The 25,866-nt window shown below is 53.1% G+C and carries 17 protein-coding genes; 5 read left to right on the top strand and 12 right to left on the bottom strand.

The features are described from left to right. Window positions 1-350 precede the first annotated feature (350 nt). From rfbC to rfbB, 4 genes are read right to left on the bottom strand one after another with little or no spacing between them, the layout of a single operon-like run. Window positions 351-899, bottom strand: a complete 549-nt coding sequence (gene rfbC / locus RT028_RS00410; RefSeq protein ID WP_312931142.1) for a dTDP-4-dehydrorhamnose 3,5-epimerase — start codon at window positions 897-899, stop codon at window positions 351-353. After that, window positions 899-1,789: a glucose-1-phosphate thymidylyltransferase RfbA gene (gene rfbA / locus RT028_RS00415; protein WP_312931144.1), complete on the bottom strand. Its 891-nt coding sequence runs from the start codon at window positions 1,787-1,789 to the stop codon at window positions 899-901. The genes rfbC and rfbA overlap by 1 nt, the downstream gene beginning before the upstream one ends. Beyond that, window positions 1,786-2,691, bottom strand: a complete 906-nt coding sequence (gene rfbD / locus RT028_RS00420) for a dTDP-4-dehydrorhamnose reductase (protein WP_312931146.1) — start codon at window positions 2,689-2,691, stop codon at window positions 1,786-1,788. Before rfbD ends, rfbA begins: the two co-directional genes overlap by 4 nt. Next, window positions 2,688-3,764, bottom strand: a complete 1,077-nt coding sequence (gene rfbB, locus RT028_RS00425) for a dTDP-glucose 4,6-dehydratase (RefSeq protein WP_312931148.1) — start codon at window positions 3,762-3,764, stop codon at window positions 2,688-2,690. Before rfbB ends, rfbD begins: the two co-directional genes overlap by 4 nt. Before the next feature lie 235 nt (window positions 3,765-3,999). Between rfbB and RT028_RS00430 the strand changes: the two genes are divergently transcribed. The 4 genes from RT028_RS00430 to RT028_RS00445 all read left to right on the top strand — a co-directional run bounded on the left by RT028_RS00430 (window position 4,000) and on the right by RT028_RS00445 (window position 11,054). Then, window positions 4,000-4,152, top strand: coding sequence for a hypothetical protein (locus tag RT028_RS00430; RefSeq protein WP_312931151.1), 153 nt, complete (start codon window positions 4,000-4,002; stop codon window positions 4,150-4,152). Window positions 4,153-5,305: 1,153 nt separating this feature from the next. After that, the gene (locus RT028_RS00435; protein ID WP_312931153.1) at window positions 5,306-6,457 is read left to right on the top strand and encodes a hypothetical protein; all 1,152 of its coding nucleotides are present in this window, start codon (window positions 5,306-5,308) and stop codon (window positions 6,455-6,457) included. A gap of 125 nt (window positions 6,458-6,582) precedes the next feature. Next, window positions 6,583-10,038 carry a glycosyltransferase gene (locus RT028_RS00440; RefSeq protein ID WP_312931155.1) on the top strand — a complete coding sequence of 1,152 codons (3,456 nt, stop codon included), beginning with the start codon at window positions 6,583-6,585 and terminating at the stop codon, window positions 10,036-10,038. 5 nt (window positions 10,039-10,043) lie between these two features. Next, complete coding sequence (locus RT028_RS00445) at window positions 10,044-11,054, top strand: hypothetical protein (protein WP_312931158.1); 1,011 nt, start codon at window positions 10,044-10,046, stop codon at window positions 11,052-11,054. Between the two features lie 320 nt (window positions 11,055-11,374). Here the strand turns inward: RT028_RS00445 and RT028_RS00450 are convergent, their stop codons facing one another. The 8 genes from RT028_RS00450 to RT028_RS00485 form a co-directional block, all read right to left on the bottom strand. Continuing rightward, window positions 11,375-12,811, bottom strand: coding sequence for a sialidase family protein (locus RT028_RS00450; RefSeq protein ID WP_312931160.1), 1,437 nt, complete (start codon window positions 12,809-12,811; stop codon window positions 11,375-11,377). Between the two features lie 396 nt (window positions 12,812-13,207). After that, window positions 13,208-13,858 (bottom strand): HAD family hydrolase, encoded by a 651-nt coding sequence (locus RT028_RS00455; protein WP_312931162.1) that lies wholly within the window; start codon window positions 13,856-13,858, stop codon window positions 13,208-13,210. A gap of 5 nt (window positions 13,859-13,863) precedes the next feature. Further along, window positions 13,864-14,559 (bottom strand): acylneuraminate cytidylyltransferase family protein, encoded by a 696-nt coding sequence (locus RT028_RS00460; protein WP_312931165.1) that lies wholly within the window; start codon window positions 14,557-14,559, stop codon window positions 13,864-13,866. Further along, window positions 14,556-16,160 carry an aldolase catalytic domain-containing protein gene (locus RT028_RS00465; protein ID WP_312931168.1) on the bottom strand — a complete coding sequence of 535 codons (1,605 nt, stop codon included), beginning with the start codon at window positions 16,158-16,160 and terminating at the stop codon, window positions 14,556-14,558. Before RT028_RS00465 ends, RT028_RS00460 begins: the two co-directional genes overlap by 4 nt. Before the next feature lie 64 nt (window positions 16,161-16,224). Then, a complete protein-coding gene (locus tag RT028_RS00470; protein WP_312931170.1) occupies window positions 16,225-18,627 on the bottom strand; it encodes a glycosyltransferase in 2,403 nt (800 codons plus the stop codon). Continuing rightward, window positions 18,627-21,080, bottom strand: coding sequence for a glycosyltransferase family 2 protein (locus RT028_RS00475; protein WP_312931173.1), 2,454 nt, complete (start codon window positions 21,078-21,080; stop codon window positions 18,627-18,629). The genes RT028_RS00470 and RT028_RS00475 overlap by 1 nt, the downstream gene beginning before the upstream one ends. Before the next feature lie 145 nt (window positions 21,081-21,225). After that, window positions 21,226-22,671, bottom strand: a complete 1,446-nt coding sequence (locus tag RT028_RS00480) for a DUF4214 domain-containing protein (protein WP_312931175.1) — start codon at window positions 22,669-22,671, stop codon at window positions 21,226-21,228. A gap of 17 nt (window positions 22,672-22,688) precedes the next feature. After that, window positions 22,689-23,507: a hypothetical protein gene (locus tag RT028_RS00485; RefSeq protein ID WP_312931191.1), complete on the bottom strand. Its 819-nt coding sequence runs from the start codon at window positions 23,505-23,507 to the stop codon at window positions 22,689-22,691. Window positions 23,508-24,093: 586 nt separating this feature from the next. On the opposite strand from RT028_RS00485, the gene RT028_RS00490 reads away from it, so the two are divergent. Then, window positions 24,094-25,866: type I secretion system permease/ATPase (locus tag RT028_RS00490; protein WP_312931177.1), on the top strand; the 1,773-nt coding region annotated here is incomplete at its 3' end.

Genomic DNA, 25,866 nt, shown 5'->3' on the forward strand with positions numbered 1-25,866 from the left:
TGACAGACCGGCGGACTATGCAAGTTCCGGCGCACGCAAGCGTGCCCCACGTACAGCCGCCATAAAGCGAGCCGTGTGCATAATGCCGTTACGGCCTGTCAAAGCCGTGTCGTTGATTGGCAACGACAGGCCGAGACTAGATCGCTTCATGGAGGGCCACAACGGAAAGTAGGCAGGGGAAGTATCTTTGGGAAATGGACTACAAGAAAGGGATTAATTCTGAGGTGTGTTTGAAATCTTCCACACAGTGATGGTCTGTGCTTGGATCAGCAAACAGTTACGAAGTTTTACTACGCAACTCGCAATCACGAACGGGACCAAGACTTTGTCACCTTGGCCCCGCCATTGGATCAATCGAACACTTCAGCGCTGGCCAGTGCTACGCCAAGTTGATCCTTGCCCGATAGGCTTGGGGTGTAGTCAATCGGCCAATCGATACCGATGTCCTGATCGTCCCAGGCGATGCAACGCTCGCTGGTGGGCGAATAGACGTCTGTGGTCTTGTACAGGAATTCGGCCGTATCGCTCAGCGTGACAAAGCCGTGTGCGAACCCTGGTGGAATCCACAGCTGGTTCTTGTTCTCTGCCGAAAGCACCGCGCCCACCCACTTGCCGAACGTGGGGGAGGACCGACGGATATCCACCGCAACGTCAAACACCTCGCCCTGGACCACACGTACGAGCTTGCCTTGTGCATGCGGTGCCAGCTGATAGTGCAAGCCGCGAAGAACACCCTTGACCGAGCGCGAATGGTTGTCCTGAACGAAATCCGGGTTCAGGCCCGTGGCGGCTTCGAATGCATGTGCGTTGAAACTCTCGAAGAAAAAACCACGGTCATCACCGAAAACTTTTGGGGTGAACAGTACGACGTCGGCGATTGCCATAGGAACTGCGTGCATCAGAACACCTTTTCCTTCAGCAGGTTTTGCAGGTATTTGCCGTAGCCGTTCTTCAACATGGGCTGTGCCAGACGCTCGACTTGCTCGGCCGTGATCCAGCCAGCGCGGTAGCAGATTTCCTCAGGGCACGCGACCTTCAGTCCCTGACGGCGCTCCATGGTTGCAATGTACTGGCTGGCCTCAAGCAGGCTGTCGTGGGTGCCAGTATCCAGCCACGCGTAACCACGACCCATGATCTCGACCTGAAGCTGTTGTTGCTGCAGGTAGAGATTGTTGAGGTCAGTAATTTCCAGCTCACCACGCACGGAAGGCTTGAGGTCGCGCGCCAGATCTACCACCTGGTTGTCGTAGAAATAGAGACCGGTAACGGCGTAGCTCGACTTGGGCTGCGTTGGCTTCTCTTCCAGCGACAGCACACGGCCGCTGTCGTCGAACTCAGCGACGCCGTAGCGCTCAGGGTCGTGGACGTGGTACGCGAAGACCGAGGCGCCCGACGAGCGCTGGTCTGCACTAAGCAGAAGCGAGTGGAAGTCATGGCCGTAGAAAATGTTGTCGCCCAGCACCAGTGTCGAAGGGTTGTTGCCGATGAAGTCAGCGCCAATGGTAAACGCCTGCGCCAAGCCGTCCGGGCTCGGTTGAACGGCATAAGACAGATTGATGCCCCACTGGTGGCCATTGCCCAACAGCTGCTCGAAACGAGGTGTGTCCTGTGGCGTGGAGATGATCAGGATATCGCGGATCCCGGCAAGCAGCAGCGTGCTCAACGGGTAGTAGATCATGGGCTTGTCATAAACCGGCAGCAGTTGCTTGGAAACGGACAGTGTGGCGGGGTGGAGGCGGGTGCCTGAGCCACCAGCCAGAATGATCCCTTTACGATTGGTTGCGTTCATTTGTTCAGAGCTTCCATGAGCATACGGGTGACACCACTTTGCCAATCAGGCAAGTGCAGTGCGAAAGAGTGACAAAGCTTGGTGGTAGCCAAGCGGGAATTCAACGGGCGCTTAGCCGGCGTTGGATACTCGGTGGTGCCGATTGGATTCACGGCTTCGACCGCAAGTTCTTCGCCATGTTTCCGGGCAAACTCAATAACGTAGCTGGCGTACCCGTGCCAGGTCGTTTCGCCCGACGGCGCCAAGTGGTAGATACCACTCAGCTCAGGCTTATCCCACGCTTGTCGAAGCGCGGCCACCGCGACATCCGCCAGTAGATCGGCCCCTGTCGGCACGCCTACCTGATCGGCGATGACGTTCAGCGTGGAGCGATCCTTGGCCAAGCGCAGCATGGTCTTGGCGAAGTTGTTACCCCGCGCGGCATACACCCAGCTGGTCCGGAAAATCAGATGCTTGCAGCCCGACGCCTGGATCAGCCGTTCGCCTTCGAGCTTCGTCGCACCGTAGTGGTTGACCGGCGACACGTCATCGGTCTCTTTCCACGGGGTGGTGCCTGTACCGTCGAAAACGTAGTCGGTGGAGTAATGAACCAACCAGGCGCCAAGGCGCTTGGCTTCTTCGGCCATCACCTGGCTGGCCAGCGCGTTGACGGTATGGGCCAACTCGCGCTCGCTTTCGGCTTTGTCGACAGCGGTGTAGGCGCCTGCGTTGACGATGACCTGTGGCGATACGGCACGAATCGTCGCTCGCAGACCGTCAAGGTCTGACAGGTCACCTGCCAGGTCGCCGTAGTCTGTGGCCGCACGGTGGCGATCGAGCGCTACGACTTCACCCAGCACGCTCAGCGCTCGTTGCAGTTCCCAGCCCACCTGGCCGTTCTTACCAAGCAGCAGGATTCTCATGCTTGGTCCGTACGCTTGGCGTAGTTGCTGTCGATCCATTGCTGGTAGCTGCCGCTCTTGACGTGGGCAACCCACTCAGTGTTGTCCAGGTACCATTGCACGGTTTTGCGAATGCCGGATTCAAAGGTTTCTTCCGGTACCCAGCCCAACTCGCGCTGGATTTTGCTGGCATCGATTGCATAACGCAGGTCGTGGCCTGGGCGATCCTGCACGTAAGTCAGCAATTCGACATGGGGACGGAATTTCGAGTCAGGTCGCAGCTCGTCGAGCAGCGAGCAAACAGTCCGTACCACCTCGATGTTCTGTTTCTCGTTATGGCCACCGATGTTGTAGGTTTCGCCCACTTCACCTTCGGTTACCACTTTATAGAGCGCGCGAGCGTGGTCTTCGACATACAGCCAGTCACGGATCTGATCACCTTTGCCGTAGATCGGCAGCGGCTTGCCTTCCAGTGCGTTGAGGATGACCAACGGGATCAACTTCTCGGGGAAGTGGAACGGGCCATAGTTGTTCGAGCAGTTGGTCACCAGCGTAGGCAAGCCGTAAGTCCGTGCCCAGGCACGGACCAAGTGGTCCGAGCTGGCCTTGCTGGCGGAGTAGGGCGAGCTTGGCTGGTAAGGCGTGGTTTCGGTGAAGAGGTCTTCCGGGCCTTCCAGATCGCCATACACTTCATCGGTGGAGATGTGATGGAAGCGGAAGGCGGTCTTGCGCTGCTCGTCCAGCGAGCTCCAGTAGCCCCGGGCCGCTTCGAGGAGCACGTAGGTCCCGATGATATTGGTCTGAATGAACTCCGACGGGCCGCTGATGGAGCGGTCAACATGCGACTCGGCAGCCAGGTGCATGACAGCGTCAGGCTGGTGCTCGCGGAAAACGCGATCGAGCGCTTCGCGGTCACAGATGTCGACGTGCTCGAAGGCATAGCGATCGCTCTGGTCGACCGACTGCAGCGACTCCAGATTGCCGGCGTATGTGAGCTTGTCGACGTTGACGACCGAGTCGGAGGTGTTGGAAATGATGTGTCGCACGACTGCCGAGCCGATGAAGCCGGCACCACCTGTTACTAAGATCTTCACGAGAGTTTTCTACCTTGAGGTTCGGCAGGGGTTGAAGGACCCCTGCATAGTCCATGCGAGTGGAGCTGGTTCATAATAATGCTGTACAAAAGTATAACCGATCGACGCGCACATTCGGCAACGGCGGAGGCGGTCAGTTCCATGCTGAAGCTGGCCTGGTGCATGCTAAGTGACTTTGAGGTTTGCAATCAGATTTTTTTAATTAAAAGATGCCACTGTGGTAGATGCATTTTTTATGAGCGACCATGAGCGCAAGCCCCGAGTCTGGGCGCTGTTGGAGTATGCGCCGCCGGGTTTTAGTGAGGTTTTGGGGCTTGCGTATAAAAATGTAAAACTGTCCGAGGTTTTTAAAAGGTTTGAAGTTTGGTCTGGTGATGTAAAAGAATGAACATGGTGAAAATTGCTGAGAATTGGAATTTTTTTCGAAATCTGCAGCTTTGTTCGGATTTCAGCAATCATGTTTCACGTAGAATGTCGGAATTGATAAGTTAGCATAGCGATGGGCTGTCAAGTATAGGCGTTGGCTAGGCTTAATTTGCACGTGCTGCTTCGAGCAAAATTTTTGAATGGAATGGCGGAATATATTGAAATTCCAACAGCGTAGATTACATGTGGATACACTGGCTTACGAAAGCTCCGCAATCTGGGGCTGCTAATAGCTTGGTGCAACCAAAGATCTTTTTTTTTTTTCGTCATGAGTAGTTAGACTCCTCAGCCATTAAAGGCAGGTGTCTTGAGTCAGCGAAGCGCTAACGAGTTTCTAGAGATGTTGTGCCATCTCCAAAGGAGATTTCTTTATGGCCCATCGCCCGGCTCGTGCCAATGGCAAGCACCGATGGGTAGCCGTTGAGGTGCTTTGGGTGCACCGCTAAGTCCCAGCCTGGCACGATACGCCGCAACGAATCGCCCCATGCCAACGTGGTGACGACATTCGCACGCTGCTGATGACACGGCTGTTCGCCTAATGTCTTAGGCGGTTATACCGGAGAATTGATGATCCAGGCTTCTACTGCTCGCTATTCAGGAAGATGGACCTGGCATCTGTGTGGGCACCCACAGCCTGCCCATGTGCCATGGAAAGGGCGGCTGGCAAACCTAACGATCATGCTCCGGACTGCATCTGGCTGGCGTGAGTACCGCACTTCATGGCTCAGGGACGCTAAGGCATGAGGCGCATACTGCGAACGTTGCACGGCGCATACTGTCAGATCAATATGCTTGAGGAGGCCCGCGTTCAGCCTAGGTCTGCTGCGGTGCTTTCACGGGACTAGATAATCGACGCTAGAAAAGTATCGAAAGAATATTCATTGGACTGTACGAAAGTCGTCATATCATCGCTTCGACAAGCGGCAAAAAACTGTGCGGCTATGGCATCGCTTGCTTGCGCCGTGCGGAGGGGAAATCTTGCTCATGCACACCCTGGCCTTGGCACTCCAGGCTCAAAAGCGACGGCAAGCGGGGTCGAAGGCAGCTAGGCGGGTCACAAGGGTGCTGATATCATTCGGGGCATAGAGAAACCTTAGGCAGGGAATGATAGCATAATGATAATTGGACCTTCGCATGTTGTGCGGTGGGAAAAGCTGAAACAATTCTTTGATATGGATTGCAGTTTTTACGGAGTGGGGGGGCTTCCCGTCTGGCACGAAAGTGTCAGGTCTCGCGCGTTAACTGATAAAGATCTAGTTTTGGTCGGAGACTTCAGGTTTGGTAACTCTTATCACTTGACCGGTATTGAAAAAGACGCTTTTGCAGTAAAGAAAGAGCTTATCAATGATGAGGTGGATGCAACCGTATTTAGGCATTCACTCCGTGCGCTAGATGTTTTGAAAAAGCAGTCGCCGAGGTTGGTATTCTGGTGTTTGTTCATCAGGGAATACAAAAACATTGAAGCAGGAAAGTATACGAGTCAAGGGAAGTATCAGCATCCGCATTGGAATCTTCGCGATCTTGAGAATCGGTACGATAATGCTGTCAAGCTTTCTGACTTGTTGGAGCAAAAACTAGAATTTCTTTATATTGATAGCAGTAATCACCCTTCATTATTTGGCTATTACTTCCTGAAAAAAATTGAGCAAGGTTTCTGCCCTAAAGATGCCTTATGGGCTGCTCAGGAGGCGAAGCGGCGATTTTTTAATATTTTCAAAGTGTTTGCGTCTCATCGAATTGTTGTCTCTGGAACGACCAGTGCCTTTCGCCTATATAAAGATTATTGCCAAAAAGGTATCGTTGAACCCTATGCATTTGGCAATATCCAAATTAGAGAAGCAGACGAAGCACTGTTTTCTGCTCATAAGTACCACAAGTACCTTATTTACTTTGCTAAAGAAGAAGACGCTAAGCCTCATCTAGAGCAGCTTTCATACTTCGATAAAGCCCCGTATGAGAGCAAGGTGCTAGTAATAAAAAATGGTTCTAAAACATTCTTCTATGCGGCGGCACGCCTTGATAAGCCAATACTGATGTTTGTCATGTTGAATCATGAAGAGGATGAGGAAGTGGTTGGTGATATTTACAATATGCTAGGGCTCTCACAGGTAATGTATTATGCTTTGGCTATTTTGAATTCAGCTGCTGCGATCAAAACGCTTCCTTATTCTTCCTTCAAGTCTGCTTTTAAGAGCTTGGGTCGTGAAGCAGTCGAAGTTGGTATCCTCAAGGAAACTGATACGAGGATCGGCGTAGCAGAATTTTAGGTTGGATCTGATTTTGGTTGCGGCCGTTCTAGCGTGATTGCGGGGTTCGGCATGATGACAAATGCTTTAAACAAAATGCTAGCATCAGTGGTGCGGAGCTGCTGGTCTAATCGGGATTTTTAAACATGACTTCAAGTAAAAATATTCAAGCTTCTAACGAAGTGTTAGACAGAGTGATTTTAGAGCCGGCAGCGATGAAGGCCGTGAATAAGAAGGGCGGCTCCTATAGGTTGGCCTTGGATGTTGATTATTATCGCGAAAAATATCCTGACCTTGCCCATCTGGACGACGAGGCTCTGGCGCAACACTGGCATGCGTTTGGATATCAAGAGGGGCGCTATGCTTCAGCTTCGCATGCAGATGGTGATCCTGAACTATTCAGCGAAGTTACAGGGAAGCAGGACAGTGTTCAAGTTGCTATACCTGCCAGTCTGAAATCTGTTGACATGGATTTCTATCTTTCGGTCTACGCTGATTTGGTGCCCAACGGTATCACTACACAATCGTTGGCCGATGTGCACTATCAGCGTTTTGGCAAAGTTGAAGGACGAATGCCCTCTCTGACAAGCTGGATGGAGCAGCACGGCCTGCCTGCAAGCCTGATAGCTCCAGGGTTTTCGCTCGCTAAAGTTATGGGGCGGAGCGCCACACGCGGTGTAGAAATAGACGCACAACGAATTCTTGACACGCTGCTGGGTGTGAATGTGTCACCCATTGAGCTCGCAGAAACGGTAGATCGAACTCAGGCTTTTTTCATTAGATTGGGTAAGCACTATCTATCCATACAAAAAATTCAGCAAGGTCGGAACTTGCTGGAAGCTGCTCTTAGCTTTGGGGTCTCAGCAGAAGCTTTAGAACATTTAGGTAATACGTACTTGAATGAAGGTCATGTAAGTATTGCTTTGTCCTATTACGATGCCGCCTCTATTTTACCGAACCCTCCAAAATGGACGGCCTTCAACAAAGCACGATGCCTTGCGAAAACACACAGAGTTGAAGAGGCAATCAAAGTGCTGGCGTCTGGGATAGCTTTGAATCCTAATTTTCAGCAGCAATATGATAAGCTCGACCGACTTGCTGAGCAACGATGGAGTACTTTTCATGCGGAGCTATTGACTTTAGTAGACAGTCGGGATCGGAATCGTCTAGTCAGCAGCGCCAGAAAATTTGCGAGTGAGTTATACCGAGCGTACTTGCCAGTCTATGGTATGTCGGGACACTTGAAAAATACGGGCTCCAGCGAAAGCGTATATTCTTTGCAGCTACCTCCGCTGCCTGAACTCGGCCATTTGAACAAAAATCGGATTTTGATAGTCGGTGATTTCCATATTGCCCAATGCGTACGGTATCGCATCGATCAAAAAGTTGAGCAGTTAGTCGGACAGGGTAAAGAAGTCAAGACGGTGGACTGGACGCAACTCAAGCAGTCAGGTACCGAGCTAGCGCTTCATGATGTCGTGATTTTTTACAGGGTCCCGGCCGTACCCGATGTGATCAAAGCGATTGCTCAGGTGAACGCGGCTGGGAAATTGAGCATCTATGAGATTGACGATCTCTTGTTCGATACGGAGTACCCGCCAGCGATCGAAACCTATGGAGGCTACGTTTCGCTGGAAACTTATAGAGAGCTTACTCGCGGTATGGCACTTTTCGGGGCTGCAGCTTCCCTTTGCCGTATAGGTATTGCTTCAACGGTACCCTTGTGCGAAGAACTGTCTAAGTTAGTGCAAGAAGGCGAGTGCTGGTTACATCGGAATGGCTTAGACCAACTGAATAAGTTTCGAGTAATTGACAAGAGTGAAAAGCAGTCTGTCGATATCTTCTATGGAAGCGGCACCCAGGCTCACAATAGCGACTTCATCGAACAAGCATTGCCGGCAATTGAGCGTGTATTGAGCGAATTTCCGCTGGCGCGTCTGGTGATAGTTGGGTATCTGCGACTGCCAAAGGCGTTTATCGAAAAATACGCAAGCCAGTACGCTCAACTTCCGGCGGTAAAAAATTTACAGGGCTATTGGTCTCTGCTCGAGCAGGCAGATATCAATATTGCAGTGCTGCATGACGATCGCATCAATGCGTGTAAAAGTGAACTGAAGTGGTTCGAGGCCGCCTGCTTTGGTATTCCTTCTGTGCTGAGCAGCACCGCAAACTACCGCGACGTTGTTTCTCATGGGAAAGATGCTTTCCTGGCTACTACTGCTGACGAGTGGTACGAAGCGATTAAAAAACTAGTGGCAAGCCCGCAGTTGCGCGAGGAAATAGGCATGGCCGCCATGGATCATGCTAAGGAAAACTATGCTTTGGACATTTTGGGGCGAAAACTGTGCGATCAGTTGGAGGCGTACAAGCCCGTCCGTTCAAAGCGCAAACCGAAGGTGGCCCTTGTCAACGTGTTCTTCCCGCCGCAGTCAATCGGTGGTGCAACTCGGGTAGTGGCGGACAATTTCTCGGTATTGCGCAAGGACTACGCCAATCAAGTGGATCTCTGCGTTTTCACAGCCGATGTAGAGTGCAAAAAGCCGCATGATATGATGGTTTACGACTACCAAGGCGTTCGTGTCTACCGCGCGACTACCTTGTGGCGTGAGAATATGGATTGGCACCCGAAAGATCCAGAGATGTACCGCCTCTTCACAGAGTTCTTGGAGCTGGAGCGGCCTGATGTCATACACTTCCATTGCGTGCAGCGACTCACCGCTTCGATAGTTGAGGCTGCACGCGATTTCGGAGTGCCTTACATCGTCACCGCACATGACGCGTGGTGGATATCAGATTTTCAGTTCTTGGTGGACCATAACTCTAAAGTCTATCCGATCGGCCATCCTGATCCTTACGAAACGATAGAACTTCCCTCGACCATCACACTGGGCGACTCGATCGAGCGCCGACGTGATCTCAAGGAATTGTTACTTGACGCGGACAGAGTGCTAACGGTTTCGAGCGCGTTTGCTGAAATTTATAAGCAGAATGGAATTGCCAAAGTCGAAACTGTCGCGAATGGCATTTCTGATGAAGTGCTCTGGGCGCCTAAAAATACTGCGGACAGTGCTCGTGTCGTATGTGGCCATATAGGTGGAATGTCTGAGCACAAAGGGTATTATCTTTTCAAGGAAGCGGTGCTCGAAGTTCAGCCTGAAAATATCGAGCTGTTGATTGTCGATCATTCTAAAGAAGAAGGATATGAGCTCCATACAAGATGGGGTAGTGTGCCAGTCACGTTTGTCGGGCGTGTCCGGCAAGAGCATATTGTAGATCTTTATGCGAAGCTAGACGTCCTGTTTGCGCCGTCTACATGGCCAGAGAGTTTTGGGTTGGTGACAAGGGAGGCGGTGGCCTGCGGTTGCTGGGTGATTGCAAGCAACCTCGGAGGTATTGGAGAAGATATCATTGAAGGGCAGAATGGGCATGTGATCGATCCTACGCAAAGGCATATCGAAAATGTGCTTCTTAAAATCGACGGCGATGTCAATACCTACAAAGGCCTCTCCACTACAGAGATTAAGAGGAGCGCGTCGGCTCAGGTTGCAGAGCTGGAGGGAATGTATCTTTCCCTAGGCAGCGAAAATGGATTTAAAGGATAAATACAATGCAAATAATTTCTGTCAGTCAATCTTCTGTCAAGCTGCAGCTAAGCAAGGTAACCGCGGAAGGTGACCTTAAGCTAGTCAACGGCTCAAGAACGCTTTATCCAAAGTCCAATGTCGACTCTGCGACTGGTGATATAACACTTGAGGTAGATATTTGCGATCTGGATATCTACCAGTCACTGCGCTTTATGGCAGAGGGCGGTGAGATAAATTTGGACCCATTGTTTGAGAAATATCGGCTTGATTCAGGAAAGCTGAGCGATGAGTTTTACGTCACTCGTAAGCTTATCAATGCCGCAACTCGCGGGCTGGACAACAACGAACTATTTTTGGCCGCGTTCAGTGCGTTGAGCATCATGCCAACCAGCAACCATTTTTATGGCGCACTTATCACGCTCTCAGCTTACAAGTATCTCGAAGCGCCCGACGGGCGTGGCTGGGTACTCGATGTGCTCAATAGATGCAAGATTGAGTTCGATAATGCGCCGACTACCAAAACGCCCAATATTGTTCGGTGGGGCATTTCATCTGCCACGGCGTTGTCACTTGCTCTCTTGTTGAATGATCGGATTGAAGAGGCTGAGCGAACTCTGGACGCTACGCTTTTAAATTACCCGCCTAACTATAATCATCTGAGTCTTTGGAACTACTGTCAGTGCCTGATACTTAAGTCGAGCATCGTCTTTTATAGCGGTAAGAAAGTCGATGCGGGGTGGAAATTCCTGAGTGCTTTTGATTTTTCGAGAAAGTCGATCAACGACATCTATAATTCCAGAAATGATTGGGTTCTTGGACAAATCTCGGATTGCCAGGCGTTGTTGAGTCTGGGTGAGCTTTCCTTGAAGTGCGGCGTGAAGTGCTTGGGTAAAATTCCGTCAGAATCGCGTTATGCAGATATTAGCTTTAATGGCAAAGTAAATTTTGCCCCAGTGTTTGCAAGATTCCAAAGTTCGCGTGCTAAATTCAGCAGTAATTTTTTCGAAAGCATCGAGAAAGCATTTAATAGTTAGTGATTGTTCCAGCCCAGGGCAACCGCTTGCCCTGGGCTATTGTTGAGAGCTTTCCTTGATAACTGGTAGATACGCTAGCTACGCTAGGTACTACTCAGTTCGCCGAGTATGGGAAGGAGATCTACATCGAGTTTTGCTGCGAACTAAATTTTACATTTTCTGAAGACGGGGGCGGAGCCCCCTTTCCCAGTTCGTTTGAGGTTTATCAACCCTAGATTAAAACCTACATCAGAATGCTGCTCATACTGGCTTGGATAGGCGCATAGCTCAAATCTTCCTTCCCATTGTGATCTATATGCCTATCGGCTTTGAGTTGAATTCTATTTGGCTCGAGCTGGGTCGCTAATCACATTAACCTCAGGCGAGCCTGTACCATAAATAATCTGATTTTCGTTAATTTTTGCTATGCGGATTTGTCGTTGGGTTTCACGACCGTTGTCGTAGATGACAAGGATCTCACCTTTATCTCCGAAAGCAACCACCGGATAGGATACTTGCAGCGAAGAGTCTGGTTCTAAAAGGCGTCTATATTTATAAGTGGCCCCATCGTCATCCGACAACCCAATTGTCAGAGACTTGCGAACAAGATCGTTGTTCCAACATAGCAGCATTTTTCCAGACGGAGTCCTCCCCAACCAGGACCGAGAAGACGAGTTTGGTTCGGCTACATTATAGTCCTGCCATGCGGTCCAGCTTCGCATATCAGGAGAACTAGTGGAGTACTGCATCTGTGAAGAGCCTCCATACGATCTCAGAAGCGCCAGCACGTTACCGTCTTCCTTCTGCACAAACTCTGTTTCGAAAAATCCGCTGTATTGGCCCTTGTTGTTAGGTGGGAGTTGTGTTATGTGCTCCATTTTCCGGTCATGCCAGTTCAGCTCATATATATGCGGGCCGACATGTTGCATATATTGCGGGGGTTCCTCCGCAGAAAACCTCCAACCGTCAACTGCTATATACCACTTGTTATTAACCGCTATCGGGCGTCTAGGAACCCCATAATATGAGAGACGAAATGGTTCGCCCCAAACCGGGTTCTTCGCATCGGGATCATCTAAGATCACTGCCCATGAGCCCCCAACGCCGTCATACCTTTTGTCATCTCCTACAACCCCGTAAAATAGCCAAAGCCGGCCGCTAGGGTCTTTCCAGAGCATTGGATCTACGATCTGGTTGCCAGGATGGTCGGGCGAATACGTAAGGTAGCCATATTCTTTTGCGCTCTTGCCCGCATCATCCGAATAGGCGAGAACTGCGAAATTTCCGGGCCCTTCCTTTGCGTTTGTATTATCAGCACGCCATGCCATCCAGTACCGGTTGGCAGCCGTTTTGGCTATGGTCGCTGTGGCTTGATACACGCGGCCGGCGAGACGATAGGCGGGATCGTTGGTGTTTCTTTCGATGCGTGCGGGTGTATCGACATATACATTCGATGGGCGTTGATCAAAGCTCTGAGAAGTTTCAGGGATATTAGTCGCCTGGGACATTTCTGCCTTGCTGGATGAAGGAGCTGAATCGTTTTTCGCTACCAGCAGTGGCTGTTTTTCTAAACTAGGTGAATCATCCAACTCAAAAGCGCTGGGCTCATACTCCTGAGGATTTGCAGAAGGTGCCTTACCTACAAGAGCATGGATCGGCTTCGTCAAAATCCAGTGTCCGAGATCTGAATCAAACTTCGCAAGCATTTCTCCGTTTCTGGTGATAGACGATGTGACCGGGGCTGTACTAGGCACTGACACAACAGGCAGACCATCCATTCAGGGATCTCCTTGAATCTATTTGGGTTGCAGTGGATTTCGAGTTTGTGCGAACGGCCAGTATCAGCGCATACCATCATCTCTAGACAGCATGCACTGGAATTATGAGCTTGACTAACGTGAATGGTTCACCGCGTGGGATCCAGGATGACCAGCAGAGTGCACCCAGCGAAGGCCCTGCTGATTGGAAATTCAGAATTGAAGGTGGATACCGGCTTGGATGGATGATTCTTCAGTCAGCAACACAGGCAGCCATTTGCAACACGCCATGATGAGTAACATCATGGCGTGCGCTGGAAGGTGGTTGAATTGTTATCTAACCAAATTAAACGAAGAATCAACTCCCAAAGCCAGACTCGTTTCAAGACGATGGCTCACATGACACCTTGGCACTGCTTATGAAAGTGCAGCTAGATCTGGGATATGAGTAATTCCCTGCATCTCACACCATTCGCGCCAGCCTTTGACTTCAGACCATCCGCTCAAGTAGACGAAGTCCATGCCAGCAGCCGTCGAGGCTTGGTGATCGTATTTGCTGTCACCTATGAAAAGTGTCGGCTGAGTTATGTTGCCGCTACGCACCTCACGACCAAGGATTTCGTCCTTTGTGTCAGGGCTTCCAAAGATGCCTCCTTCAAAAAAGTCCGTCAGGCCTCGGACGTTGAATACATGGCGCAGCTCGGCTTGATCGCCGCCAGACACAATTAACCAGCGACTGCTGGTTTCAGCGCGCAAGCGTCGCAAGCCCTCAGAGACCTTGCAAGTCAAAAGCCCATCCTGTACGTAGTGGGCATAGCGTGAAAGCAACGTCTCTACTTCGTCCTTGGAGAGTGGAGCTGGCAAGATTACGGCACTGAAGTAGTCGAATTTCTTGTAGCGAGAAATACCGCCATTGGCCACATGAAAGTCGACTAGGGCCTGTGCCTCAGATTCGCCGTACGGGAGTGCAGCCTGATAAAAAGCCTGAGTCTTTACCTTGTTAGAGTCAAGAACCACCCCGTCACAATCAAACACGATTGTCCCATAATCTTTTACGCTCTTATGCATGGTAGTCATAAGGTCACAAGCCCCTTTCCAAGCAAGCATTCGGCGAGCACGAAATCTTCGGGCCAGTCCACATCATGACTGATCAATTTATCCATAGCGTACAGTAAGGGGCTTTTGCCGATACGGTCGTCTTGCTCTCTATAAACCGATGCATGCGCGAGAAACACGCCACTGTTGACTTCATGAATGGGCTTCAGGGTTTGAGTGCGTGGCCATTTTTCGACCTGCCTGTCGTAGTTCATCGCTTTGCCATCCTGCCACAAGAAACCATGGATCAGCGTCGTGGTCATCAGCGAGTCGTGGCCCGCTTCAAGACTTTTGAAATACTCCTGAATGATGGTTTCATAATGGCTGGACGTAATGAATGGCGAAGTCACATGCGTCCAAAGAATGTGCGCATCAGGAATGAGATCAAGCGCGTGCGCCACTAAATCGTCTGTGCTGGTTGTACTCGATGACAGTTCATTACTTCGATGGTGAAGTATGACTTTGCTATCGTTTAGTGACGCTGCATAGTCGAGGATGATTTCATCGTTCGTGCTCAACACAATACGGTCGATCGAATCAGTAGCTATAAGCTGCTTCAACTTTATTTCGACCAAACCCTGGGGTACATCGGCAAACGGTCGAATATTCTTGTTGGGAACGCGCTGACTTCCTTTGCGGCAAGGTAGGAAACACGTCACTTGGTGCTCGATCATTTCAGTGGTCCGTAGATACTTTGGCAAGGAATATCGTATTTGGTAGGCGTAATGCACAACAGCGGTATGCTCCCTGCCGTCTCTTGATAGAGCTTGAAGAGCTTATTGGTGTCGTTGTTGCGCGGATCCTCTCCGGGATATCCGTCAAAACCTGCCATCAACACACGTTGAGCCTTACCGGTTGTAGAGGCTGCCAACGCATAGGCAATGACGAGAGATGTTGGCGTTGTGCAGTAAGTTGATTCAAAAGCGAATTTATCGGCTTCGATGTTTAAACCAAAGTCGAGTACTTCCTTACCCTGCAGCGCCGTTTGAACATCGGCGGGTAGCATCGAGTAAGGTGTAATCAATGGCTGAGGCAGGCACAGGTGCGCCTCGCAGTCAGCCAGCAGCCTGACGGGATGGCAGGCGACTCGGAGATCGATCAATTCCGCATTGATGGAGCTTTGAGTATTGAGTGCCAAAACTACAGGGTGGTGTTGACGAATGTAGAGTTCAAGTGCTTGGCGATGTTTAGCGACGCCTGGACCTGTTCCGAGTAGGAGAACTTCACGCCCCGCGAAGACTGAATCTGGATTCCATTGGCCTTCGGGTTTACCTCGGTAGAAATGACGTGCGGCGTCGAGTGTATTGGGGCTGAACTGTTTTCCGCCTTCATTTCTAAGGTGGGCGATCACTGCAAGGATGTCTTCCTCTCCGTAACGTGAATCGCAGAGCATTTCCTGGATGTAGGTTGGATGAATACCGTACTTGCCAGCTTGATAATAATAGGGGTTGGTACCCCAGCCGTACTTGTTTTGCATGGGCTTGAAATGCTCACGCAGCAACGTCATGAGTGGAATGAGATTGTTGGGTTTGCCTCGACGCTCGGCGAGTTCGATCGCGAGCTCTTCGGTACGGGCGTTGCCCGGACCTCGGCCCATGCCTGTAACCGTCGAGTCGACCCAAGTTACATCTTCGTCAAGTGCACGCAGGGTATTGGACAGTGCCAAACCGAGGTTATCGTGGGTGTGTATGCCAAGCGGACCCTTCCATTCGGCACGCAACCACTGGATGATCTGCGCCGTCTGATCAGGCGACATGCTCCCCATGCTGTCAGCAAAGTACAGCACATCAACTGGATACTCGGTTGCCAGCTTGGCAAGCTGCCTGATTTCCTGTTCTGAACGAGTGGCTACCTGCATCAGGTTGAAGCCCACTTGGTAGCCTCGTTCTTTGAGCCATGTGGCGGCGCTCAATGCCGGAGCGAACTCATGTACGTGGCACGCAATCCTGACCAGGTCGACAGGGGATTGCTCTGCGCCGACCGGGAACAAACGTTCCAGAACTTCAACGCATGGCATCTGGCCCACCAGTTCGCTGGCGTTCACCATGACGGCGATTGTCAGCGAAGAAGGCAGGGTCAGCGATGTCAAAAACGCATCTGTGGTGTAGGCACAAGCACCATTGAAGGCGCCGTTTTTCAGAGAACGTAGCCCTAGTTCTACGACATCGATTCCCCCTGCCTGCATGGCGGTAAGGTACTGATGGATCAACGCATCGGAAAAGTCCCAGGCGTTGTAATAGCCACCATCGCGGAGCGTACAATCAAGGTGCTTCATGTTATTCCGTCCTTGCTAGGTAAGTTTCAAGACTACAAGCATCGGTTCTGTAGATGAATATCTCTCAAGCGTGAAGCCGGGGAGACGACCTTCCGGCTGGTGATGGTTTGTCCCTTTCCAAGGGTGGCAGCGCTAAGCCGCCAAATGGCCCACTCAGATAGTCATGACTCAGCGCTGGGTGGTAGAAGCTGTCAAGCCAGCCTCTGGCGGTCCAGCGTTCAATGAAATAATTCTGTTCACGCATTGCCCTGGCACGCTTCTCCGGGCTTAGGTCCTTGCCGCGACTTGCGGACTCTGCATGGATAAGTCTGGCGAATGGAGTCCATATTAGCGCTAGTCCCTGCTCATTAAGTCGCATACAGAAATCGACATCATTGAATGCTACAGGGAATGCCTGCTCGTCCAGGCCTCCGATTGCCAGATAAGTATCCTTGCTAGTCAACAGACACGCTGCAGTCACAGCGCTTTGTCTGCGCGTGATCTGATTGAAAGCCAAATAACCTGCGTCTGTGTCATTCCAAGTGTTACCAGTATGAGCAGCCAGGCCATTAACGCCTACCACAACCCCGGCATGCTGCACCATGCCGTTGGGCCACAATAGTTTCGCACCGACAGCCCCCACGCCTGGTCTCAGTTGGCTTACCATTTCCCCCAGCCAGTTCGGGTCTATAATCTCAATATCATTGTTCACCAATGCTATGAGGTCGCCATTCGCGTGCGCAACAGCGCAATTGTTAATGGTTGCGTAATTGAAAGGGTAGGGGTGCGGTAAGACTTTAACTCCGGCCTCAGGCAAGCTGTTTAGATAAGCCAGTGTTGCTGGGTCACTGGACTGATTATCAACCACAATGATTTCAACATGTGGATAGTCAGTCTTATGCAGTAGTCCATCTATGCAGGTTGACAAGAGCGCAACCTGATCTCGAGTAGGCACAATGAGCGTGACTTTTGGCAACGTCTCGGGAAGGGGCCAGTGTGCTCTTAGCAGCGATGGATAAGCGGGCACCGGAGTGACAGTTGCACCGGGATCGATACTATCGCAAAGCCAAGATATAGCCTTCTGTCGACGCTTATCTAGGGGGGCAAGCTCTGGACTCTTGTGTCGGTTGCTGTGGCGGTGATACAGCACGGATGTGAGATGACGAACATCTGCGTTAAATTTTTTTGAGATGAATACGACAGCAGCAAAAAAGAGATGCCAGTCCAGCTCAGAGCCTGCTTCTTCAGGGATCGACTCCAGCGCATCCAGAATGATCTGACGACTCAAAATGCATCCAGGGCTGAAAATGTCAGCACCTATGTACAGGTCCAAATCCCAGGCAGGTTTAAACCATGGATGACTACGCTCACCCTCGGGGCTGTCTGTATCGCAATCCGAGTAGCACCAGGCATGGCTGTCCCCCAGTAAAGTGCTCAAGAGGGGCAAGGCATTGGTTGCCAGGTGATCGCCCGCGAGCATCGGTACGATCTGCTCACACCCTGATTCCAGCAATTGCGTTAATGCTTGCTTCAAATTATCAGGGTGGCCGTGAGCTATGGTGTAGGTCGCAGTGTTTTCTGGAATGCTCCGCAAGCTTATCGCTTCCAGGTCAGAATCGCCTTCTGTCAATAACAGCACGCCAATCCTTTTCACAACCTCTGGAGCAGTGAAACTTAGCTTTTTCTGGAAAGCATCGAACCACTGTGGGTAGAGGTGCCAGCCAGCACTCTTCGGCAGTCGAAGACTTTGCTCCTTTGATACAGCATGGATCATCTCGACCAGTGCATCGTCATCCTGAGGATTCAATTGTCTTAATAGACCTTCGATTCCCTCTGGCCAGCAGCAGAGAGTGATTGGGCTACCGGCAAGTGGTTCACCTGATTCGGTTTCTACAGTCAATACATGTGGATTGCCATCGGCAAATGTCCAGGGCAGTTGAATTACGAAACCGTGATCGCTGCTATCGCGGTAAGCTAGAGCCTGGCTGTGCTGGTTACACTCAGCCTTCGCTACTTGCTTGCCGCCCTCACGTACGCAGATCGTGATTCGTTGATGCGGTGCCTGCGTGTCCCATGCCCAGCCGGCTATACCCAGACCGCCGGTATGCCAGACCTGTGACGCAACGAGGTCTGGCTCATTGCCGAACGGAGCAGGCAGAGTTATGTCGCCCGCCAAATACACAGGCTCGTTAGCGATCTTGACGCTGATATGGCAGGCCTGGTTTAGCCAGCTGCGACGTAGCTGTACGGCGAAACCGTTGAATTGGTCGCCGTCAGTTGCGCTTGTTTCAAACAGGTCTGCTCGGGCAATCGCAACGCTTGCGCCGTCAACGTAGACTTCGACAATCAGTCGCTGACCCGGATTCTGTGTGTCTAGGACCCAGCCTTGTAGCACATCGCCGTATAGCCCGGTGATCAGCCCCAGAAAGCGGGCCCGAGGAAGCGAAGCAGTGTCCGCTGAGAATTCATCCAAGACGTGTTGTGACATCAGGCCGGCTCGGTCAAAGAAGGAAAATGGAAAGCGAGCATGCCCGCGGCGTCGGCTTGTGGTGTATACGGCGCATGCAAAGGAAGGCTCAGATCACTGGCAAGTGCAGCCGCGCGCCATCCTGAGGCGGCGCATGGTTGCAGGCTCAGGATAGCGCCACAACCTGACATAGCGAGGTTTTCAGTCATCGTCAACACTCCAAGGTCCGGCAGCGCGTGAACCGAACCAGTGGCTAGGAGGCGCTTGATCCACGGTTGACTAGGTTCGATTAAAAAGATGGCGGACAATCGATCTCGCGTAACTTGTTGCGCAAGCTCCATCCAGCGCATCGCTACGTGAGCATCGCTCAGGTCGTCGCCGATCAACCAGGTGCTGCCCTGAATATCTTCATCACCATCTGCTGGCTTCGATCTTGTATCTACCACCAGGTTGGCGCCAGGCAGCGCGGTTGCATGACGAGACAGCTGCGCGTCCGAGGGTAGCTCGATGCTCCTTGCCGATGTGGCGAATCGAAGGCGACGCGCGCTTTCGTTCATGTCCAGCAAGGCGTCATCGTTACAACGAATGCGGTAGGGCAAATGTATTTGGGTGGGTAGATCCCAAATAGGCGAAGGCGCATTAACGAGCCGTTCAAACACCAGCTCGCTCAAGGGGAGCCCGGCCAGATCCTGAACCAATTGCGGCCATTCACGGGGTGTGTAGTCCAGACTGATTTCAAGTGGCAGCAACTGCGCATGAAGCGTTACCCAGTTGCGCAGGCCATCACGGTGCCATGTCAAACTGTAAGGCGTCTGTGGGCAACTGCCGTCGTGAATATGCAGGGCTGAGCGAGGATGATTCGACAGGTCCGGGTGCTGTACGAGCCAGTGGGTGAGTCGTTCACGTTGCAGTGCTTGGCGGGCCGGTTTGATTGGGTCACGCCTGCAGAAAGCCTCGTAGCGGGCTTCTGCGTCGGGATAGCGCTGACGAAGAATCGCATTATTGTAAGCAACGCGCAGGTTCTTTTCTTCTCCGAACGATACACCGCCCTGGTGCGCAACGAACACGTTCGGGGCACCCAGGTTCTTCCAACCAAAGCTGCGGGCGCGAAGGCACCAGTCGGTCTCTTCCCCATACCCACGCGACAGTTCGACTTCATCCAGGTAGCCCACTTGGTCGATGGCTTCGCGCTTGATGTATAGACAGAAACCGCAACCTGTTTCGAGTTCGACAGGCGGCTCCGGGTTGAGCTTGGCCAGTGTGTCGAGTTCGGCGTGCTGATCGGCCGACGGCATCGAATGGCTGACCCGGCTTTGCGGGAAGCTCATCAGCTCGCCGTTATTGGTGAAGGGGGTGACCGAGGCGGCGTGTGGGTCGCTGTATGCCACCTGGCGCAGTCGGTCGATCCAATCCCCATGCACACGTGTGTCGGCGTTCAGCCAAATGACGTCCCTATCCAAGCTCATTGCCATAGCGCGGTTCATGCTACGGATGAACCCAAGATTGGTGGAGTTCTGTACGAGTGTGATCTTGCTCTTGCCTGCCAGAACCCGTAACGCCTTGCGCAGCGCCGGGAGCGGGGTAGCGTCTTCAATCACCACAAGGCGATGAGAAGTGCGATTGAGTCGGCGAGTTTCGATAGCGCTGTTGATGCACGCAAGCGTTTCATCAATACCGTTATAGACCGGAATGAGAACGTCCACGGTCGTGTGCTTGGCTGAGCGGGCAAGGGGTGCAGGCGGTACCCAATCCGGCATAGCGTGTATAGGGCTACCTTGCAGAGGCAGGCCTGTCTTGAAGCGAGCACCCACCACAGCAGCGGCGTTAGGCAGCTTGGCACGAATGCCCCCATGGTTGGACGTCACGCCCGCAGCCGTCAGAAGGGCATCAGGGCGATTGGCAGGCACGTCGACGACTTGTCCATTGAGCTCGAACTGTACGATGCACGCTTCGCCTGGGTTTTTGAGATCCACTGCCCAGCCTTGAATCTCCTGGGCGCCCGGCTCATATCGAACGACCCCTACAGGGCCTGGATGTTGAGTGCAGGCAGTCAGTAATCTGAAAACCAGACTTAGCTCTTGGGGCGAGGTGATATCGAGTAGTTGAGCAAGGATGAGTCGCTCGAGGTGTTCAGGCAGGTCGGATTGGCTGCGTGCATGCCAAAGTATCTGCCGAAGACCGGCATCGTTGGGCTGCTTTTGCCAGGCGGCTGCCAGAAAACGGGTAGCGAATTGCGGCTGTGCCTGATCCAGCAGGCAGCGGCCCAGAAGCGCTTGTAGGTCTGGCCGTGTTGGCAAATCGTTGAGGGCATTGCTAAAAAAAATAAACGCAAGCTTGGGATGCTTTGGCAATGCCTCGATACCCTTCCAGATAAGTGCTTCCGGGCGGTACTCGGGAACGTGCAAGGCCTGCTCGAGCGCTAAAGCGGCGAGGGCGGGCTCTTGTGCCTGGCGATGCCGATGAAAAATGTCCATGAGCGTTTCTCGCCCACGGTCGAGTTGTCTGGACATAAGCTTGGCTTAACGGCAAGAAATAAAAAGAGGGGCGACTCGAAAGTCGCCCCCTTTCACATACATCCGACCTTGCGGCCGGAGGTACGTTTCGCTACGACAGGGCTAGTTACACCTGGCCGTGCAGCACAACGACGTTGTCGATGTGTGCGATGGCTTCGGCGGAACCAACGATGCCCAGAGCGACGTCGGCGTGAGTGCCGCCGTTGTCCAGAACAGCTTCCCATGCAGCTTTGCCATCTGCATCGGCAGCGCGGCCGGTAGCAGATTGGTACAGAGCGTCGATGAAGTCGCTGTTGGACTTGTCAGCAGCTTCTACCGAGCCAACGATGCCTTTGGCAACGTCTGCACGGCCGGTGCCGTTGAACAGCTGGGATACCCAAGCGTCCAGGCCAGCTTCGTCGGCTTCGCGGCCCAGAACGCTGGTGTACAGGTCACGAACGAAGTCGCCGTTCGAAGCATCGCGGTCCTGAGCTTCCTGGGACACAGCGATACCTGCTGCTACGTCAGCCAGGGTGCCGCCGTTGGCCAGTACAGCTTCCCATGCGTCGGAGCCCGCAGTGTCAGCGGCACGACCCAGCAGGGTGTTGTACAGGTCGTTGATGCTGGCTTCGTTGGCAGCGCCGGCGAACTCGGCAGAGTTCAGGAACTGGTTGGCGATGTCAGACAGCGAAGTACCGTCGTTCACCAGGCCGGTGAAGGCCTTGGCGCCGCCAGCATCAGCGTCGCGACCCAGGATGCCTTGGTACAGGCGCAGGGCAGCTGCTTCGGCATCGCTGTGAGCCAGAGCTACGGTTTCGGTGGTGTCACCGTTAACGAAGGTCAGGAACTCAGCGTCGGTGATCGAGGCAGTTTGGTTGCCAGTCAGGTTGACGTTGAAGTTGTTGCCAACAGCGAAGGTGTAGTCATCACGCGAACCGTCCAGCTGGACGATGTCGTAGCCAGCACCGGCATTGACGACGTCAGCGTGGTTGGTGCCGCTCAGGATGATGGTGTCATCGCCCGAACCGGTGGTCACGTTGTTGTTGCCGTTGCCAGCGATAACGGTGTTGTTGCCGTTGCCGGTGGTGATGGTGTCGTTGCCGTCGCCAGCGTCGATCAGAGTGTTCTGGTCGCCTTTGACGTTGATGATGTCGTCGCCGTTACCGGTAGCAACTACCATCTGGATGGCGGAGGTGTCGACAGCAGCTGGAGCAACGGCAGCAGCCAGAGTCTGAACTTCGTCAGAAGCAGCAGCTTGACCTTGCAGGTTGACGACCAGGTTGGCGTCGCTCTGCAGTACGTAGGCGTTGACGCCAGCGTTTTCAGCAGCGGCCAGGTCGACAGTAACTTGGTCGCCTTTAGCGCCTTCGACTTCGCCAAAGACGATGTCAGCGGTGCCGGAAGTTGGCAGCTGAACGGCGTTACCGGTGATGCCGGCGATGCCGACGGTATCGGTGGTGTCCAGGTTCAGAAGGCTGTTGATCGCTGCCAGGGTAGCGTTCGACAGGTTGGCGCTGTCGGAAGACAGGCTGGTTTGCAGAGCGCTGCTCGATTGTGGGCTATCGTATTGCATGAGTAATTCCTGTTACTTCAAGCCGATTGGCTTGCACTACTGAGAGTCTGCTCGGTTGCAGAGTTGTCCCACGGAGACTTATAGCGGGCAGCGTTCATCTTCGTCACGGGTTTGATACAGATATGCAGCGCCACCAAAGGTTCCATTCCGGTGGGGCCATGCATGACTTGATTGGGCACGATCAGCTGCGGCGCATGGCCGCTGAACACAATGTGGCCCAGTAATTCGTAGAAATGGCGGTTCGGGCCGACCAGGGTAAAGCCGGCGGCGACCAGGCCAAGCGACTGATTTCGCATGCCGGTGTAGGTGCCGGTCGTTACGTTGGGTCTAGGGCCGGAGCCGGCGGTGGTCGAGGTGTAGACCAGATCAACGCCTTCAGGCTTGTCTTCCCAGTCTATGCAAAAGCCTTCAAGCAAACGGGTCTCGTTGTGCTGACCTATCCAACCTGTGCCTGACACAACCTCGCCTGCGTCCTGTACGTACGCAGTGAGCGTAAGAGCGGCTGAGGCTTGATCGGATTCGATGGCGGTGGGGGCAGCAGCGGTCGCGATGACCGAGAAGCCGCGCATGATAGCGGGCGAATTGTCGATACGGTCGATACGCAAGTCGATGGGCTCGATGGTGGCATCGAACATGTGATATTCGGTGATCAGCACGGTGGTGACGCCACCCTTGACACGCGCGACGATGGTGTCGCCCAGCTTGTGCAGCATGTTCTTGCTGATGCCTTCGCCGGGGAAGAAGTCGATCGAACCCTTACCCAGTGGCGCTTGTTGTAGCGCAATACAGACCGGCTTGTCGGCAGGTGGCTGCGAGGCATACCTGAAGATGTACATGCCCGGCTCGAGCAAGGTCACGCGAGAGCTGATTTTCAGGCCATCGAGGGTCTGCGAAGGTATAGACATGGCGTTGTTGAGCTCCTTTAAGCACTAACACTGGTAGCTAACTCGCTCAGACCCGTGCATACACTAAACGGCCATTAAGGCATCCTGCGGCTGGTGAAGATGCCGCCAGAGAGGAAAGATGTCAACCAAAAGGCTAAAAAAAATTTCATATTGGAGAAGGCCTTAGTTGCAAGCGTCGTAATCGTCAGCTCCTGGCGAGAGATATCCTAGCGAACCGGTGGGAATGTTCGCGCGCCAACAAAAACCTGAGAAATCAGGAGCTTATGATTTATCGCAGCATACCTCTAAAATATGGCTTTTTTTTGACGAAACGCTTTCGGTTTCTAGTCTGGCAAGGCCGTCTGTCGCTTTGTGGGGGCTGAAGTTAGTCATCGCTTCGATTTCGTCCGCAGCGCAGAGTTTCATGAAACCTTGAGCCTTTGAGTGAACAAACCGGTCTCGGTATAGTCCTACGCGCCGCCCTCTTTGGTGAGTGTTACACTGCCTGCCGCTTTCGCCAATCCTTAGTATGGATACCATGAGTTCTCAATCTGACAACAATCTGCAAGCTGCCCTCAAAGCCTGTAAAAGCAGCTTCCTTTCGGTAGGCTTTTTCAGTTTCTTTGTCAATGCCCTGATGTTGGTGCCGACCTTATTCATGATCCAAGTGTCGGGTCGCGTTGTACCGTCTGGCAGCACCTCAACCTTGCTCATGCTGACGCTCATAATGACGATACTGGTCGTGACCACCGGTGCTCTCGAATGGGTGCGTTCTCGAATCATGGTGCGTATCAGCAATCGGCTAGACGTCCTGCTCAGTCGCGATGTCTACCGTGCGAGTTTCAAAAGGGCGCTCACCAGCGGTGGCGGCGACGCAACGGCCCAGTCACTCAACGACCTGACCTCCCTTCGCCAGTTTTTCACCGGGTCTGGTCTGTTTGCCTTCTTCGATGCCCCCTGGTTTCCCATCTATACGCTGGTCATGTTCTTGTTCCATCCTTGGTTCGGTTGGATCACCGTAGGATGCGGGATCGCGCTTACCGTGCTTGCATTCATCAACCATCGGGTGACTGGCCAGGCACTGGCTAACGCCAACAAGGAAAATGTCGCGTCTAACGTGGTGACTGCGAAGACCTTGCGTAACGCGGAAGTCATCGAGTCGATGGGAATGCTTGAGACGCTGATGAATCGTTGGGCCAAGCGCCAGCGCAACATCATGCTTCTGCAGTCGGAAGCCAGTGATAAAGGTGCTGTGGTCACCTCGACATCAAAAACCTTCCGTACATGGTCGCAGTCGATCATGCTCGCCACAGGCGCTTACCTGGTCATCATCCACGAAATCAATCCAGGCCTGCTCATGGCGGGTTCACTGTTGCTAGGGCGAGCGCTTGCGCCTATCGATCAGATGATCGCTAACTGGAAAGGCTTCGTCGGGGCAAAGGTTCAGTACGACCGCCTAAGTAAGGTGATGGATGACCTGAAGAAAGAACCTGAGCGCATGCCGCTGCCTGCGCCAGAGGGCCACATCCAGGTAGAAAACCTTATCGTCGCCCCGCCAGGCGCCAAGGCGCCGGTTTTGCGTAGCATCAGCTTCGTTGCGCCAGCGGGTTCCATCGTTGGCATTGTGGGCCCCAGCGCGGCCGGTAAGTCCACCTTGGTCCGTGCCCTGATGGGCATCTGGCCGCCTCAGCATGGCGTCGTGCGCCTCGACGGCGCCGATATCGCCGCCTGGGACAAGCAAGCGTTAGGGCCATACGTCGGCTACCTACCGCAGGATATCGAGCTGTTCGAGGGCAGTATCAGCGAAAACATCGCCCGCTTCGAGAAAGTCGACCCAGAAAAGGTCGTTGAAGCGGCGCAGATAGCTGGGGTTCACGAGATGATCCTCATGCAGCCCGACGGCTACGATACGGTCATCGGCAGCGAGGGTGTCAACCTGTCCGGCGGTCAGCGTCAGCGTATCGGCCTGGCCCGCGCGCTGTATGGCAAGCCCCGGCTGGTCGTGCTCGACGAGCCCAACTCGAACCTCGACGAGGTGGGTGAGAAGGCGCTTGGTGTTGCGCTGCAGAAGCTCAAGGAAAGCGGTGCCACGGTTTTCATCGTGTCGCATCGCCCGAACATCCTGTCGCGTCTTGACCGTGTGTTGGTGATGTCTGGCGGCACCATCACCTTGTACGGCGAGCGCGACAAGGTCATCGCCCAGTTGGCCCAGCAGCAGGCAGGCACTCAGCAGCGCGTTACCAAGGGCGCGCCTGCCGCACCGGGTGCGCCAGGCGCGCCCACATCGCCTCCTGCGTCGGGCAGTGCGCCG

Source organism: Pseudomonas sp. (assembly GCF_032058845.1).
Classification (GTDB): Bacteria; Pseudomonadota; Gammaproteobacteria; order Pseudomonadales; family Pseudomonadaceae; genus Aquipseudomonas.

Coding starts and splice junctions, on each gene's coding strand:
- rfbA (WP_312931144.1), bottom strand. CDS start 1,789: ATGAACGCAACCAATCGTAAAGGGATCATTCTGGCTGGTGGCTCAGGC.
- RT028_RS00435 (WP_312931153.1), top strand. CDS start 5,306: ATGATAATTGGACCTTCGCATGTTGTGCGGTGGGAAAAGCTGAAACAA.
- RT028_RS00475 (WP_312931173.1), bottom strand. CDS start 21,080: ATGGACATTTTTCATCGGCATCGCCAGGCACAAGAGCCCGCCCTCGCC.
- RT028_RS00445 (WP_312931158.1), top strand. CDS start 10,044: ATGCAAATAATTTCTGTCAGTCAATCTTCTGTCAAGCTGCAGCTAAGC.
- RT028_RS00485 (WP_312931191.1), bottom strand. CDS start 23,507: ATGTACATCTTCAGGTATGCCTCGCAGCCACCTGCCGACAAGCCGGTC.
- RT028_RS00460 (WP_312931165.1), bottom strand. CDS start 14,559: ATGATCGAGCACCAAGTGACGTGTTTCCTACCTTGCCGCAAAGGAAGT.
- rfbD (WP_312931146.1), bottom strand. CDS start 2,691: ATGAGAATCCTGCTGCTTGGTAAGAACGGCCAGGTGGGCTGGGAACTG.
- RT028_RS00480 (WP_312931175.1), bottom strand. CDS start 22,671: ATGCAATACGATAGCCCACAATCGAGCAGCGCTCTGCAAACCAGCCTG.
- RT028_RS00455 (WP_312931162.1), bottom strand. CDS start 13,858: ATGCATAAGAGCGTAAAAGATTATGGGACAATCGTGTTTGATTGTGAC.
- RT028_RS00470 (WP_312931170.1), bottom strand. CDS start 18,627: ATGTCACAACACGTCTTGGATGAATTCTCAGCGGACACTGCTTCGCTT.
- RT028_RS00430 (WP_312931151.1), top strand. CDS start 4,000: ATGAGCGACCATGAGCGCAAGCCCCGAGTCTGGGCGCTGTTGGAGTAT.
- RT028_RS00440 (WP_312931155.1), top strand. CDS start 6,583: ATGACTTCAAGTAAAAATATTCAAGCTTCTAACGAAGTGTTAGACAGA.
- RT028_RS00465 (WP_312931168.1), bottom strand. CDS start 16,160: ATGAAGCACCTTGATTGTACGCTCCGCGATGGTGGCTATTACAACGCC.
- RT028_RS00450 (WP_312931160.1), bottom strand. CDS start 12,811: ATGGATGGTCTGCCTGTTGTGTCAGTGCCTAGTACAGCCCCGGTCACA.
- rfbC (WP_312931142.1), bottom strand. CDS start 899: ATGCACGCAGTTCCTATGGCAATCGCCGACGTCGTACTGTTCACCCCA.